General features: G+C 50.2%; 16 protein-coding genes. 11 read left to right on the top strand and 5 right to left on the bottom strand.

Going from position 1 to position 18212, the window contains the following annotated elements; genetic code table 11:
* Positions 1 to 25: 25 nt before the first annotated feature.
* The 6 genes from HGH90_RS26640 to HGH90_RS26615 all read left to right on the top strand — a co-directional run bounded on the left by HGH90_RS26640 (position 26) and on the right by HGH90_RS26615 (position 5715).
* On the top strand, positions 26 to 1192 hold the full coding sequence (locus tag HGH90_RS26640) for a DUF5000 domain-containing lipoprotein (RefSeq protein ID WP_168762793.1): 1167 nt from the start codon (positions 26 to 28) through the stop codon (positions 1190 to 1192).
* A gap of 25 nt (positions 1193 to 1217) precedes the next feature.
* Entirely contained in the window at positions 1218 to 2402 is a 1185-nt protein-coding gene (locus tag HGH90_RS26635; RefSeq protein WP_169192279.1) for a DUF4998 domain-containing protein, read from the top strand.
* A gap of 9 nt (positions 2403 to 2411) precedes the next feature.
* Positions 2412 to 3767, top strand: a complete 1356-nt coding sequence (locus tag HGH90_RS26630; protein WP_169192278.1) for an alpha-L-fucosidase — start codon at positions 2412 to 2414, stop codon at positions 3765 to 3767.
* Between the two features lie 178 nt (positions 3768 to 3945).
* Positions 3946 to 4647, top strand: a complete 702-nt coding sequence (locus tag HGH90_RS26625; RefSeq protein WP_169192277.1) for a CDGSH iron-sulfur domain-containing protein — start codon at positions 3946 to 3948, stop codon at positions 4645 to 4647.
* A gap of 68 nt (positions 4648 to 4715) precedes the next feature.
* Positions 4716 to 5420, top strand: a complete 705-nt coding sequence (locus HGH90_RS26620; RefSeq protein ID WP_169192276.1) for a DUF1080 domain-containing protein — start codon at positions 4716 to 4718, stop codon at positions 5418 to 5420.
* A 1-nt stretch (position 5421) separates the two neighbouring features.
* The gene (locus HGH90_RS26615; RefSeq protein WP_168762788.1) at positions 5422 to 5715 is read left to right on the top strand and encodes an isochorismate lyase; all 294 of its coding nucleotides are present in this window, start codon (positions 5422 to 5424) and stop codon (positions 5713 to 5715) included.
* 10 nt (positions 5716 to 5725) lie between these two features.
* On the opposite strand, the gene HGH90_RS26610 is transcribed toward HGH90_RS26615, so the two are convergent.
* The 4 genes from HGH90_RS26610 to HGH90_RS26595 all read right to left on the bottom strand — a co-directional run bounded on the left by HGH90_RS26610 (position 5726) and on the right by HGH90_RS26595 (position 10554).
* Positions 5726 to 6745 (bottom strand): MlaD family protein, encoded by a 1020-nt coding sequence (locus HGH90_RS26610; RefSeq protein WP_168762787.1) that lies wholly within the window; start codon positions 6743 to 6745, stop codon positions 5726 to 5728.
* Between the two features lie 3 nt (positions 6746 to 6748).
* Entirely contained in the window at positions 6749 to 7522 is a 774-nt protein-coding gene (locus HGH90_RS26605; protein ID WP_168762786.1) for an ABC transporter ATP-binding protein, read from the bottom strand.
* A 3-nt stretch (positions 7523 to 7525) separates the two neighbouring features.
* Positions 7526 to 8320, bottom strand: coding sequence for an MlaE family ABC transporter permease (locus HGH90_RS26600; protein WP_168762785.1), 795 nt, complete (start codon positions 8318 to 8320; stop codon positions 7526 to 7528).
* 182 nt (positions 8321 to 8502) lie between these two features.
* Positions 8503 to 10554, bottom strand: a complete 2052-nt coding sequence (locus HGH90_RS26595; protein WP_248277070.1) for a TonB-dependent receptor — start codon at positions 10552 to 10554, stop codon at positions 8503 to 8505.
* Positions 10555 to 10744: 190 nt separating this feature from the next.
* Here HGH90_RS26595 and bla point away from each other — a divergent pair, with 190 nt between their 5' ends.
* The 5 genes from bla to HGH90_RS26570 all read left to right on the top strand — a co-directional run bounded on the left by bla (position 10745) and on the right by HGH90_RS26570 (position 17602).
* On the top strand, positions 10745 to 11467 hold the full coding sequence (gene bla, locus HGH90_RS26590; protein ID WP_168762783.1) for a BlaB/IND/MUS family subclass B1 metallo-beta-lactamase: 723 nt from the start codon (positions 10745 to 10747) through the stop codon (positions 11465 to 11467).
* Between the two features lie 8 nt (positions 11468 to 11475).
* Positions 11476 to 12072, top strand: a complete 597-nt coding sequence (locus HGH90_RS26585) for a hypothetical protein (RefSeq protein ID WP_169192274.1) — start codon at positions 11476 to 11478, stop codon at positions 12070 to 12072.
* Between the two features lie 117 nt (positions 12073 to 12189).
* The gene (locus tag HGH90_RS26580) at positions 12190 to 14676 is read left to right on the top strand and encodes a YfhO family protein (RefSeq protein WP_169192273.1); all 2487 of its coding nucleotides are present in this window, start codon (positions 12190 to 12192) and stop codon (positions 14674 to 14676) included.
* 150 nt (positions 14677 to 14826) lie between these two features.
* Complete coding sequence (locus tag HGH90_RS26575) at positions 14827 to 15234, top strand: hypothetical protein (RefSeq protein WP_168762780.1); 408 nt, start codon at positions 14827 to 14829, stop codon at positions 15232 to 15234.
* Positions 15235 to 15253: 19 nt separating this feature from the next.
* Positions 15254 to 17602 carry an ABC transporter permease gene (locus tag HGH90_RS26570; RefSeq protein ID WP_169192272.1) on the top strand — a complete coding sequence of 783 codons (2349 nt, stop codon included), beginning with the start codon at positions 15254 to 15256 and terminating at the stop codon, positions 17600 to 17602.
* A 5-nt stretch (positions 17603 to 17607) separates the two neighbouring features.
* Here HGH90_RS26570 and HGH90_RS26565 read toward each other — a convergent pair whose 3' ends face one another.
* Positions 17608 to 18117: a hypothetical protein gene (locus HGH90_RS26565; RefSeq protein ID WP_169192271.1), complete on the bottom strand. Its 510-nt coding sequence runs from the start codon at positions 18115 to 18117 to the stop codon at positions 17608 to 17610.
* Positions 18118 to 18212 lie beyond the last annotated feature (95 nt).

Here is an 18212-nt window from a genome sequence, read left to right as displayed (position 1 = left end):
TCATTTACTTAAACTGCCAATAACGATGAAGCCATATACATTTCTCTCACGGTACATAGCAGCCATCTCCCTGCTCGCCATGTCCTGTTCAAAAGAATTACATACGCCGGTAAATACATCCGGCGAAAAACCTGCGGTGATCAGCAATGTAACCGTTACCAACTTACCGGGAGGCGCAAAAATAACGTATAGCCTGCCGGAAAATAAAGACATCCTGTATGTAAAGGCTGTATATACCATCCGCGATGGCAAACCACGCGAGATCAGGTCTTCGTACTACAACAACTTCCTCGTAGTAGATGGATTTGGAGATACGGCCACACACAAAATTTCCTTATACGTGGTAAGCCGCAACGAGCTTTCTTCCGATGAAGTGCCTGCTACCGTAAAACCCTTGCTGCCCCCCATGTTGGACGTGCGCAAATCGCTCGTGGTAAAGCCCGATTTTGGTGGCGTGAACATCTCATTCAAAAATGAAACCCAGGCCGACCTGGCCATTGTTACGCTGTCTAACGACTCCACCGGTATTTTCGGCGCTGCAGATGTTCACTATACCAAACTGGCGAGCGGCAATTACTCTGTGAGAGGCTATGATGCTACCACCCGGAAATTCGGGTTCTGCGTACGCGACCACTGGGGCAACCTGTCGGATACCCTCCTGGTAGACATTACTCCTTTCTATGAAAAACTACTGGATAAAGCCAATTTCAGGGAAGTAAAATTACCGGGAGATGTGGACTATGGCTGGGGACTACCGATTCCCAATTTATGGAATGGGACCCTCTGGCACTCGGCCGACAAACTCGATGGCATGCCCATGTGGATCACTTTCGATTTGGGCGTAACAGCGCGATTGAGCCGCATCGGCCTATGGCAGCGCCCCAACGAATGGATTTATCTTCAGAACAACTTACGCAAATTCGAAATCTGGGGCTCTACCAATCCTGCCAGCGATGGCAGCTGGGATAGCTGGACCAAGCTCGTGGAACATACCGTCATCAAGCCTTCCGGGCTGCCTGTAGGCCAAACCACCCAGGACGATAAGGATGCTGCCGTAGCTGGAGAACAAATGACCGTTCCCCTCGATGCACCCCGAGTGAGGTACATCCGGGTGAAAATTCTCCGTACCTGGACCGACGGCGGATATGCCGCCAACATCCAGCTCATGAAGTTCTGGGGTAACGACAAATGATGATCATCTACCAAAAAAAATTCTTATGCGCATACTTAGCTATATCATAGGCGCCCTGCTGCTGCTAACCGCCTGCCGGAAACAGGACGACTATAAAAAATTCATCAAAGACGGGGAAATTTTATATACCGGCAAAGCCGATTCATTACTGGTACGCGCCGGCCGCAACCGGGTACAACTATCCTGGTTGCTGATCTCCGATCCTAAAATCAGCCAATCCAAAATCTATTGGAACAACCGCCAGGACTCCATGCTCATTGCTATTAAACGTACCAGCGGCGTAGATACCATCCGGGTGTTTATTGATAAGCTGGAAGAAAGAGCCTACACTTTCGAAGTATATAATTTCGATAAAGACGGCAACACCTCTGTAAGAACGGAAGGCAATGGGTTCGTATACGGTAAAATATATGAAGACGCCCTGCTCACCAGGGCTTTCAGCGGCGCAGAAATGAAAGACGGTAATGCAAAAATCTCCTGGATGAACATCGACACCACCGGCGGTATCATTGGTATGCAGATCCAATATACCTCTACTGATATGGTGGCGCATGATACCATCATCAAAGCAGGGCCGGAAGACCAGGTAACCCTGCTCAACAACTATCTTTCCATGAGCAGCTTCCGCTACCGTACCTTATATAAACCCGATCCGCTCGCCGTGGATACATTCTATACCTCTTTTGAAGAAAAAGCGGTGAAAGAAGATATCACGCTGAAGTATATACGCAACCCCGGGGCGCCCTTTGACAAAGACCCGAATCAACCCTTCGGCGGTCGCTTCGGACAACTGAAAGACTGGAGCTATAACAGCGAAGCTGGCAGGAACGGTACTTACGATGAAATTGGCGGGCCAGGTAAATTTACCCTCTGGATCTGGGACAACGGCACCATCACCAATGGTAAAATCTACCAGACCTTTAGCCTCCCCGCTGGTGACTACCGCTTTGAAGCCGATATCCAGAACATCGACAACTCCCTCGAAAATACTTACCTGGCTGTTGCCGCAGGCAACGCACTGCCCGATGTAGAACAGATAGATACTGCACTGGGATCGGCCAGGATCGTGAACAATAATAATAAATATGCCTCGGCAGGATTCCACCTCTCCGCCACTACTACCGTAACAGTAGGTATGGTAGGGACTTTTACTTCACCTGCCGAACAAACCATCCGGGTTAACAAAGTGCTGTTATTCAGAGATAAATAATTAATACTTATGATAAAAAGAAGATGTAAACAACTACTCATCGCCGCGCTGCTTTGCAGTCCGGCGATGACGCTCCTGGCGCAGGAGAAAAAAAGAATCGGTAATGAAACGGCTGCACAGAAAGAGCAGCGCATGGCCTGGTGGACGCATGACCGCTTCGGTATGTTCATTCACTGGGGCCTATACGCACTCCCTGCCCGCCACGAATGGGTAAAGCACAATGAACAACTCACTAACGAACAATACCAGCAATATTTCGACTTATTTAACCCCAATCAGTTCGATCCAACATCCTGGGCCAAACAGGCAAAGGCAGCCGGCATGAAGTATGCCGTACTCACTACCAAACACCACGAAGGCTTTTGTCTGTTTGATTCCAGGTATACCGACTACAAAGCCACCAATACCGCCGCCAAACGCGACCTGGTAAAGGAATTTGTAGACGCCTTCCGCGCCCAAGGAATCAAAGTAGGTTTCTACTACTCGCTGATCGACTGGCACCACCCCGACTTTACCGTGGATGGCGTACATCCGCAACGCCCCGGTAACGGCGTTAACGCCGATAGCGCCTATGCTGCTATGAACAAAGGCCGCGACATGAACAAATACCGCCAGTACCTGCGCAACCAGCTCACAGAGCTACTCACCAAATACGGTAAGATAGATATCCTCTGGCTGGATTTCTCCTATCCCGGCAAAAACGGGAAGGATAAAAATGACTGGGATGCCGTGAACCTGCTGAAGATGATCCGGAAGCTGCAACCCAATATCATCGTAGACAACCGTCTCAACCTGGACGAATACGAAGACGGCGCCGACTTCCTCACGCCTGAACAGGTGAAAGTAGAAGAGCTGGCGCAATACCGGGGCAAAACCTGGGAAACCTGTCAAACCTTTTCCGGTTCCTGGGGCTACTACCGCGATGAAAATTCCTGGAAAAGCACCCATCAGCTGCTGGAACTGCTCATCGGTTCCGTAAGCCGCGGCGGTAACCTCATCCTCAACGTAGGCCCCACTGCCCGCGGTGTATTCGACTACCGCGCCCAAAATGCGCTGGGAAATATTGGCGACTGGATGAAAGCCAACAGCGAATCCATTTACGGATGTACCTATGCACCAGAGTCGTTTAAAACACCAGACAACACCATGCTCACCTACAATCCCACCACGAAGCGATTGTATGTACACCTGCTGGAGTACAACGGACATCTTACACTGCCCGGCTATAACAACAAAATCAAGTATGCCCAGTTCCTGCACGATAACTCCGAACTGAAGTATACCACCTCCGGAGACGATATTGTGATCAGTCTTCCAGAGAAAAAACCCAACACGGAAGTTCCTGTGGTGGAATTGGTTTTATAGAGAGCTGAAAGCTTAAAGCAGAAAGCAAAAAGCTATTATGGAGATTGACCTAAGCGATTTTTTAACATTCGCGAAGATCCTCCTCCATAATAGCTTTTTGCTTTCTGCTTTAAGCTTCTGCTTTATCGAACTTTTTTCTGATTCCATTGTTCCTAGCAGGTACTTAATATCCACCATCATGAAACCAGCACCCGGCATACAGGTAAAAGTAACGCTCAATGGTCCCTACGAAGTAAGCGGCGTAGTGCCGTTACGGATAGAAACGATCGGCACCAATAATCAGGGCGAATCTGAAAAATGGATCACCGGCAGGTCATTTCCCCTTAACACCCAGCGCTTTTTGCTTTGCCGGTGCGGGCACTCCCAACACAAGCCATTTTGTGACGGCGCCCACAAAAAAATTGACTTCGACGGAACCGAAACGGCCGGCCATGCTGCCTATGTTGAAGAGGCTGAATTGCTGGAAGGCCCCACCATGCTGTTAACGGACGTACAGCATCTCTGCGCTTTTGCACGTTTCTGCGATCCCAACGGACAGGTTTGGAGTACCGTAAACGATACCAACGACCCGGCCGCAAGGGAGCAATTCCTCCGGCAGGTACATGCATGCCCCTCCGGCCGCCTCGTGGCCTGGGACCGGGCTACGCAAACGCCGGTAGAACCGAAACTATCTCCCGCCATCGGTATCATTGAAGATCCGGTTAAAAATATCAGTGGCCCCCTCTGGCTAATGGGAGGCATTGAAGTAAAAGATGCAGAAGGTACCCCCTATGAAGTACGCAACCGCGTAACGCTTTGCCGTTGCGGCGCCTCCGCTAATAAGCCCTTCTGCGACGGCTCCCATGCAGCCATCGGGTTCAAAGATGAAATAGCCCCGTAAATTCATCAGGGAGCCGGAAATGTTATTATCTTGCCCCCGATTCAATCACTATCCGGACACATTCCTTTATGAAAAAACATCTTTTATCCTCCTGCATCGCCATAGCAACACTTTGCGGAGCTGCCAACGTACACGCACAAACGCGTAGCCTGTTTAACTTCAAAGACCTTAAAGGCTGGCACATAGATGTACCGGCCATGGACAAGGATAGCAGCGTTAAAACGCCGTTCATTTTACGCAACGGTGTTTTTGTAAGTCTCGCCAGCCCGCAGGGACATATCATCACCGACAAAAGCTATGAAAACTATCGCCTTGAAGTGCAATACCGTTTCCCAGCCAAACCCGGCAACTGCGGCGTACTGGTGTTTGTGTCCAAGCCCCGCGTACTCTATGATATGTTCCCGAAATCCATTGAAGTACAGATGCAGCACAAAGATGCGGGCGACTTCTGGTGCATAGGAGAAGATATCACCGTACCCGACATGGAAAAACGCCGGGGCCCTAAAAATGAATGGGGATCGGTAGATGGTAAACGCCGCCGCATCATGAACCTCACCGATAATTCAGAGAAGCCCCTGGGCGAATGGAATACGATGATCATTGAATGTGTGGGAAATGCCATCAAGGTATGGGTAAACGGCGACCTTGTCAACTACGGCACCCGGGCAACCGCCCGTAAAGGACAGATTGCCCTGCAGGCAGAAGGTTCCGAAGTAGAATTCCGTAAAGTAGATCTTACACCGATTGTTGCATTCTCCGAAAAAGGACATTAAAATGAAAACACCTGAAGCCTGCGAAAATATGGCCGACATACGCACGGCCATTGATACCATAGACCAGGAAGTAGTGCAGTTGCTGGGCAGGCGTTTCAACTACGTAAAAGTTGCTGCCAAATTCAAAACCAGCGAAGCCGCCGTTCAGGCGCCGGAGCGGTTTAAGGCCATGCTGGCGCAACGAAGGGAATGGGCCATGGCCGCTGGCCTCAATGCCGATGCCATTGAAAAAATGTACAGCGACCTGGTAAAACATTTTATTGAAGAAGAAATGAAACACTGGCAGGCCCGGTAACGGGCCTGTTTTATTGCGCCTTCTTTTCCTGCTTTTCTTTTTCCTTTTGTGCCTTGCGCTCTTGTTTAGCCTGCTTCCTGAAAAAGCCCCGGAGGAAGAAGTTATGCCGCACGGCGATCATATTGGTATCCAGCTTCCCGGTACTGGCTTCCAGGTTAAAAATAGTGGCGCGTAATGCATCGGCCGCCATGGTATCCTGCAACAGTAAACCCGCGGGCGTATTCGTATTTCCGAGGTTAGCCCTCAACCCGGCGCTGGCCTGTTGTAATTCCAGGACTGTTTTATTGGCATTATCGGCCACCGTATTCATTTCGGTAACGGCTGCACGAAGCCGCCCGAATAAAACCGTATCCGTTATCAGGTCGTTGGATAATACGCCTTTGGTTTGCAGTTTTGCTGTATAGGCCGACAAGGCCCCCGTGAGCCGCCGGGTATTGGCTACCGCTATATTCAGTCCGGCCATCGTAGCATTGAGATTATTATACACCGTATCTTCTGACAGCAACTTACCCAGGGTGCCTTTTCCATCTACCAGTCCTTTAGTGATCACTTTGAGGTTGCCGGTAATTTCTACCAGGCTCTTATTATTCACCTGCAAGGTGGCCATGATATCGTCGGTACTCAGGCCGGTAGATACATGCAGCTGGTCTCCATCTTCCAGGTGGGGTACATCCGGGCTTCCGCCGGTGAGCAACACAATTTTATTCCCCATTAACCCATCGGAGCTAATCTTGGCATCTACATTTTTGTGCAAAAACTGTTGGGCATCCTGGTCAATATTCATGACTACCAGTATTTCATTGGCGCGGATAAAACTTATCTTGCGCACAGTGCCTATCTTCACGCCGGAATACAGGATATTGCGACCTACGGCAAGACCATTTACATCATTAAATACAGCGCTTACCTGGATAGATCTGCTGAATAACTTTTGTTGCTTACCCAGCATCATGACCGCCGTTACAGCTATCACCAGTCCCAGGACTATAAAAATGCCTACAACTACTGCGCGTTTTTTTCCTGTTTCCATAGCTTATTGTGTAAAGTTATAATCGTAAAAACTCTTTATCAGTCCATCTTTTTCCCTGAATACTTCTTCAAACGAACCTTCCTTGATAAACCGGCCTTCATCCATCACCGCTACCCGGTCGCCTACTTCCTTGGCGCAGGTCAGGTCATGTGTGATGATGATCGAGCTGGTATTAAACCGTTCCTTTACCGCGTTGATCAGCTTATTCAACTCCATGCAGGTGATGGGGTCCAGTCCCGCGGTGGGCTCATCGTACAACATGATTTCCGGTCGCAGGATCAGCGTTCGTCCAATGCCGATCCGTTTTTTTTGTCCGCCTGATAGTTCTGAGGGTAGCTGGTTAATGGAATCGGGCAACCCAATTGCTTCCAGTACAATGTCTACCGTTTTCCGGATCTGGTCTTTGCTCATCTGCCGGTTGTTGCGTTTCAGGGGGAAGGCCAGGTTTTCGCCTACCGTCATACTATCGTACAATGCGCTGCTCTGGAACGAAAAGCCTACTTTCAGCCGCAGGGCGCGCAGGGCAGCGTCTTTCAGCTGATCTACCTCCTCTCCCAGTACATTTACCGTGCCTGCATCCGGTTTCAGTAAGCCAATAATAATTTTGATGAGTACAGACTTGCCGGTACCCGAGCGCCCCAGTACCACTACATTTTCTCCTTTATGCAAATCCAGGTTAATGCCTTGCAGTACGTGTTTGTCGCCGAACGATTTATATAAATCCCGGATGCGGATCACCGTTTCGGGGTTGTTACTATGCTGTTCCTGATCTTCCATATGCTAGCGGATAGAGTTAAATATGTGAACAATGATCACCTCCTCTATAAAAATGAGGAACATGGACACAATCACGGAAACATTCGCCGCCTTACCCACTCCCATGGTTCCCTGGCTGGCGTTCCAGCCCTGGTAGCAACTCACAATGCCAATGGTAAATCCATATACGATAGACTTGGTGAGTGCAGTGGTATAATCGAGGAAGGTGATTTGTGCCAGGGCGTTGTCAAAAAAGGATACGAGACTGGTCTGCTCATGCGCATGTACATCGAAATAGGAACCCATACAACCAATTAAAGCGTTGTAGAACATGAGAATGGGCAAACAGATGGTCATGGCGGTTACCCGGGTCACAATCAGGTAGCGGAACGGGTTAATGGCAGAAACCTCCATGGCGTCTATTTGTTCGGTGACTTTCATAGAGCCCAGTTCTGCGCCGATACTGGAACCTACCTTTCCGGCGCATATCAGGGCGGCAATCAGTGGCGCCAGCGCCCTTACCACCGCAATGGCCACCAGCGAGGGCAGCCAGGCAGTAACCCCGAATTCAGACAGTGTAGGACGGGATTGTTCGGTAAACACCACACCGGTAATGAATCCGGTTACCGTTACCAGCGCCAGTGATTTATATCCTACCTGGTAACATTGCCGTATAAACTCCGACCATTCTACCGGGGGCCTGAAAGCCTCCCGGAAGAAACGGGCTATAAAAACGGCTATACGATAGAATACGAGGAAAAATCCATCAATAGCGGCGGTGATAACTGGTTTATCCTGGTTGTCGTTGGTAGAATTCATCTTAATGTAAATACTTACACCACTAATTACAATTCTATGCCGCTTTTGTTAAAAGGTTACCAGAGAAATGCCAGTCCCCGCCATACAACAAATGCAGCCTTTCTGCATTTGGTCGCCGCAGTTTATGCTGAGGACAGCCGTTCCCACTACGGTCATTTCATTCCCCACTCTACCACGGCGCCTTATAATACCAGGCGCAGGCCACCAAAATAATTTCTGCCCGGAGCCGGGTTGTAATAACGTCCGCCTGCAGCATTGAGGTCATTACCCAGGCTGTATTTTACATCCAGGAGATTGTCGGCGCCGGCCCGTAACAATAAACTGTAGCGGGTATGCAGCGGCAGCTTCCAGCTGGTGCTGGCCTGTAACAGGTGGAAATCGCCGGCAAAGGTGCTGTTGCCATCGTCCAGCGGAATGCGGCTGGTATAGGTATGTTGCGTGTATATACTCACGTTAGCCGGCAGCAGCCATGATATGCTGCTGATCACCACATGCTGCGGTACGCCGGTGAGGCGGTTACCGGAATAATCTTTTCCGGCACTGGTATAGTCGGTAAAGTGAAAATCGCTGAAAGTATAGCCTTCCTGCCATCTGATGCCACGCAGTACTCCTTGTTGCCGTGGCTTCATTACCCACCAGGTACCTTGCCATTCTATTCCCTTCTGGCGTACCCCACCGGCATTCACAAAGTATTCGTTGCTGTTGGCATGGCGGCGCAGCACAATAGCATTTTGCATGCGGTAATAAAAGGCGGTGGCATCCATCGATGCGCGGCCATTACGGGTAGCCATACGCAGGCCAGCCTCATAATTCCAGCCGGTTTCGGGCTGCAGGTTGTTATTGATAACGTCGTCGGATGCACGTATTTCAGCAGTTGCCGGTGGCGAGTATCCCCGGCTGACAGTAACCCTTCCGGTAATACCCGGGGTAAATAAATAGGATAGGGAAACGCGGGGCATCAGCTGTGGCGATAAATGCACGCTCGTATGCCCGTCGCTGTTATAGCGGTAACTATAATAGTTCAGGCTGGCCGCAGCCTCGAGGGTCAATGCACCCTTAGTAGCCTGGAAGCGGGAAAAGAAGAAATGTTGCCCGGTATACAGCTTATCGGCGGTTTGCACCGTATCCCGGCGCCCGCCCCGGTTACCATAATTAATATCGTCTGTACTTGTTTGCTGCCACTCTACCCCATTCAGCCATTTCCACTGCACGGCGGTAGTATGCGCCGGGTTACTGATCCACTGCAGATAGGTACGGAAGCCAATCGTATTTTCTACGCGCACCTCGTATTTGGTCAAAAAAGGATTCTGGAAATAGGTAGTGGCGCCAAACACCGATACTACATGTTGCAGCCGGGGGGTGAATTGCGCTTCATGTACCAACCCTCCCTGGAAAGTGCGGTTGTAGATACCTGCCTGCTGTGCAATAGCGCCCGGGATGGCCGCTGTTGACGGGCGCGCCGCCCTGGGATTGGCTTTGCTCTCCGCGAGGGTGAGTCCCCCTGGTGTGAGGTAGGACAGGTCTGAATAAAACGCCAGCATTTTCAGAACATATCCTGGCTTATACTCCCAGCGCTGTGCCACCTGCGTATACCATCTCTTCATAGCGGTATGCTGCCGGTAGCCATCGGCCCGCTGAAATCCCTGGAATACCTGCAGCTGGTAATTTTTCCATTGCTGCTGCCAGCCAATACTACCGTGAAACAGCCCATAGCTACCTCCCTGCAGGTTGACCTGTAGCCGGGTAGTATCACCGGCTTCCGGCGCAAGTCCGAGCCTTACCACGCCGCCAGAGTTAGCGCCAAACATGCTGCCATCGGGCCCTTTCAGCACTTCCGCCCGGCGTATGGCATCCGGGTCCAGCAAGTTCAGGTAGGTGTTGCCACCTGCATCCGTGAGTGGAATATCATCTATATATATCTTAATGTTACGGATACCAAAGGGCGACCGCAATAAACTACCCCGAATGGATAAACGATAACTGCCGGGCGATCTCTCCTCCATGCGCAGCCCCGGCACGGTATTCAGGGCCGGCAACAGCGAAGCGCCCTGCTGCAACTGCAAATCGGCCGGCGACAGGATACTCACGGCGGTGGGTACACGCTGCAACGAGGCATTGGAATAATAGGATTGCACCGTCACTTCCGGCAACTGTTGCAGCGAGTCCTGTTGTGCCTGCAACTTCATAGTCGACAACAGCAGGCTGCATAAAACACCTGCCGGTATAATTTTCATTCGCATGTCTGGTATAAATTCTCTGGTATCCGCACTGCCAATCGCGCTTTCAACAACGGCTGAATATATAAATATTTCTGCGGATTGCCCGGGTATTTATGCGAAAAGAAGCCGTCCTCGAACAAAATTTAAATTTTGCGGGCGCGGGCAATACCCTAATTTTGAATTTTCATACTTAGCTTATCATATCATGAAAACAATCATATCTTTTATCGTTTGCCTGTTTACCGCTTTTTCTGCCATGGCTTCTACTGCAGATACTACCTTAAGGATAAAAACACGCCACCTTACCGGCAATTTTTATGTCCACGTTTCTTACGGGAAATATAAAGGCGGCATTATGACGGCCAATGGTTTGTATGTAGTAACACCGGATGGCATTGTGGTGATAGACACGCCCTGGAGCGAAGAACAAACCAAACAACTGGCAGATACGCTGGAAAAGCGCCATCATAAAAAAATCATTCTTTGTATCGCCTCACACTTTCACGCCGACCGCACCGCTGGTCTCGACTACCTGAAAAAGCTGGGTGTTAAAACGTATACCTCCCAACTTACGCAGGAGCTCTGTAAGGTCAACCAGGAACCACAGGCCCAATATGTTTTTAGTAAAGACACCACCTTCCGTGTAAAAGGACTGGAGCTGCAAACCTATTATCCTGGCGAAGGACATACAAGAGATAACATCGTGATTTGGTTTCCTAAAGCGAAAGTACTGTACGGCGGATGCCTCGTAAAAAGTATGGATGCTACCGACATAGGATTTACCGGAGATGGTAACCTGCAGGCATACCCCGCCACCCTTCACAAACTACGTGACAAGTTTCCTCACCCCGCTTACCTAATACCTGGCCACGAAGGCTGGCAGGGAGGTATTAACCAGGTACAGCACACGCTGGAGCTGTTGAAATAACTGCTGATATGAAGAAATATTTATTGCTGCTGGCCGGCATAGCTGCGGCCTGTCATCAGTCCGGGCCGGCCCGGGAACAATCAGCGAAAGACAGTACGCCTGTAGCGCATACTATTACTGATACGGTTATACGGGCTGCTGCTTTCCAGGCAGCGGGACTGGTAGGCGACTATAACGGGGATGGGCACACGGAGTATGCTGAAGCAATATTGGTAAAGCAGGGACATGGTAACCCGGTGGAAGATGGCGTGCCCGATGAATATGCGGTCCGGTTTTCCGATACTACGCTGCCGCTGATCCCGATCGGCTGTTGTGAAGCAAGGCTCGTAAATGAAGGCGACTTAAACGGCGACCACCGGGATGAGCTGTCGGTATACCAGGCACCTGAAAATGGGAACACACATTCATTCACCACCTGGACGTTCCAGGACCACCAATGGAAACACCTGTTTGCTCCCTTCCTGATTCCTGGCGCAGATTACCAACCAACTGATGACGACCTGCAGAAAAGAGTTTTCCGTGAAAAAGATACACTGTATTTTATGCAGGAAGATGTGACCGATGAAACCTTTCCTTTATTGAAGCAAAAAGTAACGTTTCCTTAAGTCAAACTTTAGTAAACAAAAGTTAATAAGTTGATAATCAAATTATTAACTAAATAACCCACTTAAAATTTCTCTTCAATACCTAAAAGCACAAAATAAATTGATAATCAAATAAATATGAAGCATACCTGGTTAAAAGCTTTAACTGTCCACGTAGCCGCACTGGTAATATTTGTCGCCCTGGCTTTTGCATTTTGCAGCCCTGTACTGGAAGGAAAACAGCTCTTTCAGTCGGACATGATGCACTATAAAGGCATGCAAAAAGAAGCGGCGGATTACTATCAATCTACCGGCGATTTGCCGTTATGGACCAACAGCATGTTTGGCGGTATGCCCACCTATGTCATTTATACTGGTCCCTCTACCAACCAGGTAGCCTACCTCAATAAGATATTTACCCTCGGCCTGCCTAACCCGGTAGATATGTTTTTTGTATTGATGATGGGCATGTATCTATTCCTTTGTGTGATAGATGTGAAATATTGGATAAGGATTGCGGGCGCTATCGCCTATGGCTTCGCCACCTTTACTGTGGTGAGTATGGATGCCGGTCACATTACCAAGGTAATGAGCATGGCATATATGGCGCCTGTACTGGGTGGTATGATACTGGCTTACCGGGGGAAATATGTGGCGGGTGCCGTACTCACCGCCCTGGCTGCCGCTGTACAGATCTATAATAACCACCCGCAAATTACTTACTATACCCTGATTATGGCCATATGCCTGGCCGTGGCAGCGGGGGTGCAAGCCTGGCGTCAGCAGCAGATAGGCGTCTACTTCAAAGCCAGCGCCGTATTGGTGATGGCTGGTATCCTGGCAGTATTGCCAGCTATGGACAACCTGCTGATCATGAACGAGTATACCCATTATACCATTCGTGGCAGCCAGTCGGAGTTAACGCTGAACCAGAAAGATAAGGACAACAAGAAATCCGGCGGCCTCGACATCGACTATGCTTTCCAGTGGAGTTACGGTAAGGGGGAAACGTTCACCCTACTGTTGCCTCACCTGGTAGGCGGCTCCACCGGCGAAAAGCTGTCTACTTCTTCCTATACCTATAAAGCGTTAACTGATATAGGCGTGCCGGCAGTCAAAGCGGAGGAAGCGGTCAACAGCCCCAGCTGGCAGCTATACTGGGGTGCGCAGCCCTTCACTTCCGGTCCCGCTTATGTGGGCGTCATTATCTGTTTCCTGTTTGTGCTTTCACTGTTCATCGTCAACAGCTGGCATAAATGGTGGTTGGTGGCGGCTACCGTTATCGGTGTGGTGCTGAGCTGGGGAGCCAATTTCCCGGAACTGAACAACTTCCTGTTTTATCACCTGCCCCTATACAGTAAGTTCCGCGCCCCTACCATGGCGTTGGCCATTCCACAGGTAAGCATGGTGATACTGGCTTGTATGGCATTACAGGAGCTGGTATATGGCGATGCCGCTAAGGCATTTTTACAGCAGCACCTGAAGATGGCGTTGTTTGTAACCGGCGGCCTGGTCATTATCCTCGCCATTGGCGGCAGTGTGCTCTATCCCTTCAGTGGCCCCGGCGACGCTTCCTTCCTGGCGCGGTACTCCCGCATGCTAGGTGGCGATGCCGCCGCTGCACAACTGCTCGGCGCCCTGAAGCGCGACCGCAGCGCTATCCTGCGCGCCGATGGTTTCCGGGCGCTGGCACTGATACTGGTGGCATTTGCCGCCCTATGGTATTTTCTGAAAGGTAAACTGAAAGCCACCTATGCGGTCATCATCGTTGCTGCGGTAACATGGTTCGACCTGTTCCAGCTCGACAAAACCTATATGAATGAAGATAATTTTTCTGAGCCCACCCAACTGGCCAATTATATAGCTCCCTCCGCGGCGGATGAACAAATCCTGCAGGATAAAGACCCATATTACCGGGTACTCAATGCTACCACGAATCCTTTCCTGGATGCCAACACCTCCTACTTTCATAAATCTGTAGGCGGACAAAGTCCGGCCAAACTCTGGATTTACGAAGACCTGATCGAGCATCAGCTGTCTAAAAACAATATGGCGGTGCTCAATATGCTCAATACCCGGTACTTTATTGTAGCCGATCCGAAGTCAGGCCAGCCCGTAGCGCAGCGGAATCCCGGAGCACTGGGCAATGCCTGGTTTGTAAAAGCCATTCAATGGGCGCCGGATGCCAATAGCGAAATGAAGGCACTGGATCATTTCAACCCGAAAGATACCGCCATCGTTGACCAGCGCTTCAAAGCCACTACCGGCCCATTTACACCGGCAGCCGACAGCAGCGCCCGGATTGTACTCACCAAATACGGATTGAACCAGCTCCAATATACCGCGCAAAATTCAGCAGAAGGCCTGGGCATATTTTCTGATATCTACTATCCGGCCGGATGGAAGGCATATATCGACGGAAAGGAAACCCCTATCATCCGGGTGAACTATGCCCTGCGTGGACTGAAGATACCTGCCGGCAAACATGATATCCAATTTAAGTTTGAACCAGCGACTTTCTTCCTCGGAAGAAAAATATCGGGCTTCTCTTCTATCCTGTTGCTGGTCCTGATAGCCGGTGGGATTGTATGGAGCCTGTGGCCTTCCCGCATTCACAACGCATAACCATCTTTTTTTAATTGATGGGGGACTTAGTCCCCCATCAATATTGTCAATTTCGTCACAGCATCTTCTCATTCCGTCACATTTCCGTTTTATCCTCCTTTCCCTGACGTTATTTTGGAACAGTTTCCATTGCTTCCTAAATAACGGTACATGAAAAAAATAGCTACACTTCTCCTCGCCTCCTTCGGACTGTTACTTCTCAGCCGGTGCAGACCGGATGGAGGCACTTTGAGGGGCTATTTCTGGACCAGCCGGCAAAATGGCGGTCCTTATTATCTTTATATCAATGATACCCTGAAAGGTACACTCCCCGCCTTCCCCCGGTCGCCTGAATGCGGAGAGGCCGACCTGGAAAAGAAAACCCTTTTCATCCTGCTCCGTTCCGGCGTACACGTTATTACCGTAAAAGACCGGCAGGGCAACCTGATGCTCTCCGAACGTTATAAGCTCTACAAGGGCAAAGGCAGTTTATCCTTGTCGGTATCTATGGATACGCCACGAGGCAGTAACCGGCATGTGATATCCGGCGATTGCAGCGTAGAAGAAATCAGTTTTTAACCATCTCACCCTATTGTATATGCTCAAAAATTATTACCGGCATGGATGGAGGAATCTCCTGAAAAACAAGTTATCTACCCTGGTTAATGTAGGCGGACTGAGTATAGGTCTGGCTACCGGGATTATTATCCTCTTATGGATCAATGATGAATACAGTTTTGATACGTTTCACAAAAACCGGGAGCATATTTACCTGATGATGCAGCGCGTACAACGGGGCGATGGCATTTCTGTCGGGGATGTAACGCCCGGGCCGCTGGCAGCCCGGCTGCAGGCACAGCTTCCGGAAATAAAATATACCGCGCGTTGCGGCTTCGGTGGCCAGGAACTCATCGGTACCGGCTCCAAAAGCATATACCAGGAAAGCATATACGTTGATGCCCACTACCTGGATATGTTTACCTTCCCTGCCATAAGTGGTAACCCCGTGGCCGCCTTACAGGAACCTGATAATATTGTTCTCACCGAAAGCGCCGCCAGCAGGTTGTTTGGCCAGGAAAACCCAATGGGAAAAATAGTGCATCACAATGGCCAGCACGACCTGAAGGTGGCCGCCGTGATCCGCGATGTGCCTCCCAACAGTTCCATCCATTTTGATATATTACTTCCCTTCCGCCTCTTTAGTTTGTCGAATGCCGACTGGATTGACCGGTGGGACAACAACCGCCTTCAAACCTGGGTAATGCTGCAACCCGGAAGCAGTCTGGCGTTATTTAATCAGAAGGCAAAGGCCGTGGTACAACAATCCTCTGATGAGAAAACCGCCGAACTGTTTGGTTTCCCGTTGACCGACCGGTACCTGCACAACGGGTTCAAAAACGGGAAGCCCAGTGGCGGCCGCGTGGAGTTGATCTGGCTCCTGGGGCTCATCGGCTTCTTTATTTTACTCATTGCCTGCATCAACTTTATGAACCTCTCTACCGCCCGTTCTGAGCAACGAGCCCGGGAAGTGGGCGTACGTAAAGCTCTGGGAGCGGGCAAAAGCAGCCTGGTATTACAATTCCTGGTAGAAGCGCTGATCATTACCTTCCTGGCCCTGGTGCTGGCGATACTGCTGGCCAAACTGGCCATCCCGGGATTAAATCGTGTATCCGGCAGAAGCATTGCCTTTAATTTTCTCCAGTGGAAAATATGGGCAGGACTGCTATCTCTCTTACTGTTGACTGGTCTGGCAGCAGGCAGTTACCCTGCCTTTTTCCTGAGTAGTTTCCAGCCGGTAAAAGTGCTGAAAGGCAATGTCTCCCAACAAAAAGGCAGTGGCCTTTTCCGCAAAGGTTTGGTCACCTTCCAGTTTATCATCTCCACTTTCCTTATTATTACTACCATCGTTATCTACAAACAATTGCAGCATGGCCAGAACAGGCCCGTAGGTTATAACCAGGATAACCTGCTGGAAATACCCGTCCGTGGCGACATGGGCAGCAAACAAGCGCTGCTGAAAACCGACCTGCTGGCCATCCCGGAAATAGAAAGCGTATCGGCGGGTACCGACGACCTGCTAAGATTTGGCGGTGGCACCAACGGCATACAATGGCCGGGGAAAACGCCGGACCAAGATTTCGAGTTTACTGTTACCTGGGTACAATATGACTGGGTAAAAACCGCCGGGCTTCAGCTGGCAGCCGGCCGCGACTTCAGCGCTGACTATGGCGCCGATTCGCTGGGATGTATGGTAAATGAAGCCGCTGTAAAGAAAATGGGACTTAAACCACCAGTAGTAGGTACCCTGCTGGGCAGTAACCCCATTATTGGCGTGGTAAAAGATTTCGTGGCCAACGATCCCTTTCGTTCCCCGCCACCCATGGTAATTTACCTGGGCAAAGGCGGCATGGGCCATACCTTTGTGCGCCTGCACAAAGCCACCGATCCACAACAGGCGCTTACCAAGATTGAAGCGGCAGTGAAGAAAAACAGCCCCGAGTTCCCTTTCGAATTTCATTTTACCAAGGAGGCTTACCAGCAAAAATTCAATGGCCTGCGTTCTTCAGGGTTTATGTTCAACTGGACGGGTAGCCTCGCTATCCTGATTTCCTGCCTGGGATTATTTGGGTTATCGGCCTTCCTGGCAGAAAGGCGTACCAAGGAAATAGGCATCCGCAAGGTAATGGGCGCCAGTGCCGGCACGATCTGGTTGATGCTGGCGAAAGAATTTTTGAAGCCTGTGGGTATTGCCTTCCTGGTAACCGTACCGCTGGCCATTTGGGTGATGCACGCAGCACTCCGTTCCATTGACTACCGGGTGGAGCTGCAATGGTGGATGTTTGGGGGCGCCGGGCTACTGATGCTGGTCACTGCCGTAGGCACTATCAGCTACCAGGGTATCCGGGCAGCCAGGGCCAATCCAGTAAAGGCGCTGCAGGCGGAGTAAAGTACTCAGGAAACGGGGACCAGTTCGGGCGCCTCCAGCAGAGAGTGCGTTTGCTGGAATACCTCCCGCATCTTCTGCCGGAACCGTGCCGTAGCTGACACTTCTTCCGGGATAGCTACTTCCGTTAATTCGCTTTGGAAAAGTACCTGGAGATTGGCTTTCAGGTCAAGAAGATTGGCCTGACGGACAATTCCCGCCGCGAAACCAGCTTCCCGGATAGCCTGGCGCTGTCCTTTGTCGAGAGAAGCCGCATACCAGATCAGGGGTACCTGTTTCAATCGCTTTATTTTCCGTAGTTCCCGTAAAAAGGCCACGCCTTCATCCGATGGGTGTAAACTGTCCAGGAAAATGTAGTTCGGGGTAAAGTCATTTTTTTTGAGGTAATCCAATGCCTTGCTGGTGTTGTCCTGGGCAATGCACGCCTTGCTGATCGTCAGGAGGTCGAGGGCAAGGTAAAACTGGTTACGCCGGTCGCGGTCCGGATCAATTAATAAACAACTGATTTTCTCTCTCATCACAGGGTAGTTTAATGGCAGGAAAATATTAGTTACTATCCGTGTTATATAACCTATAAAAACACACGATTTCCTTTTTTTGTTGTAACAATTGC

It is taken from the genome of Chitinophaga sp. Ak27, assembly GCF_012726295.1.
Classification (GTDB): Bacteria; Bacteroidota; Bacteroidia; order Chitinophagales; family Chitinophagaceae; genus Chitinophaga.
This window is presented reverse-complemented; position numbering and strand designations above follow the sequence as displayed.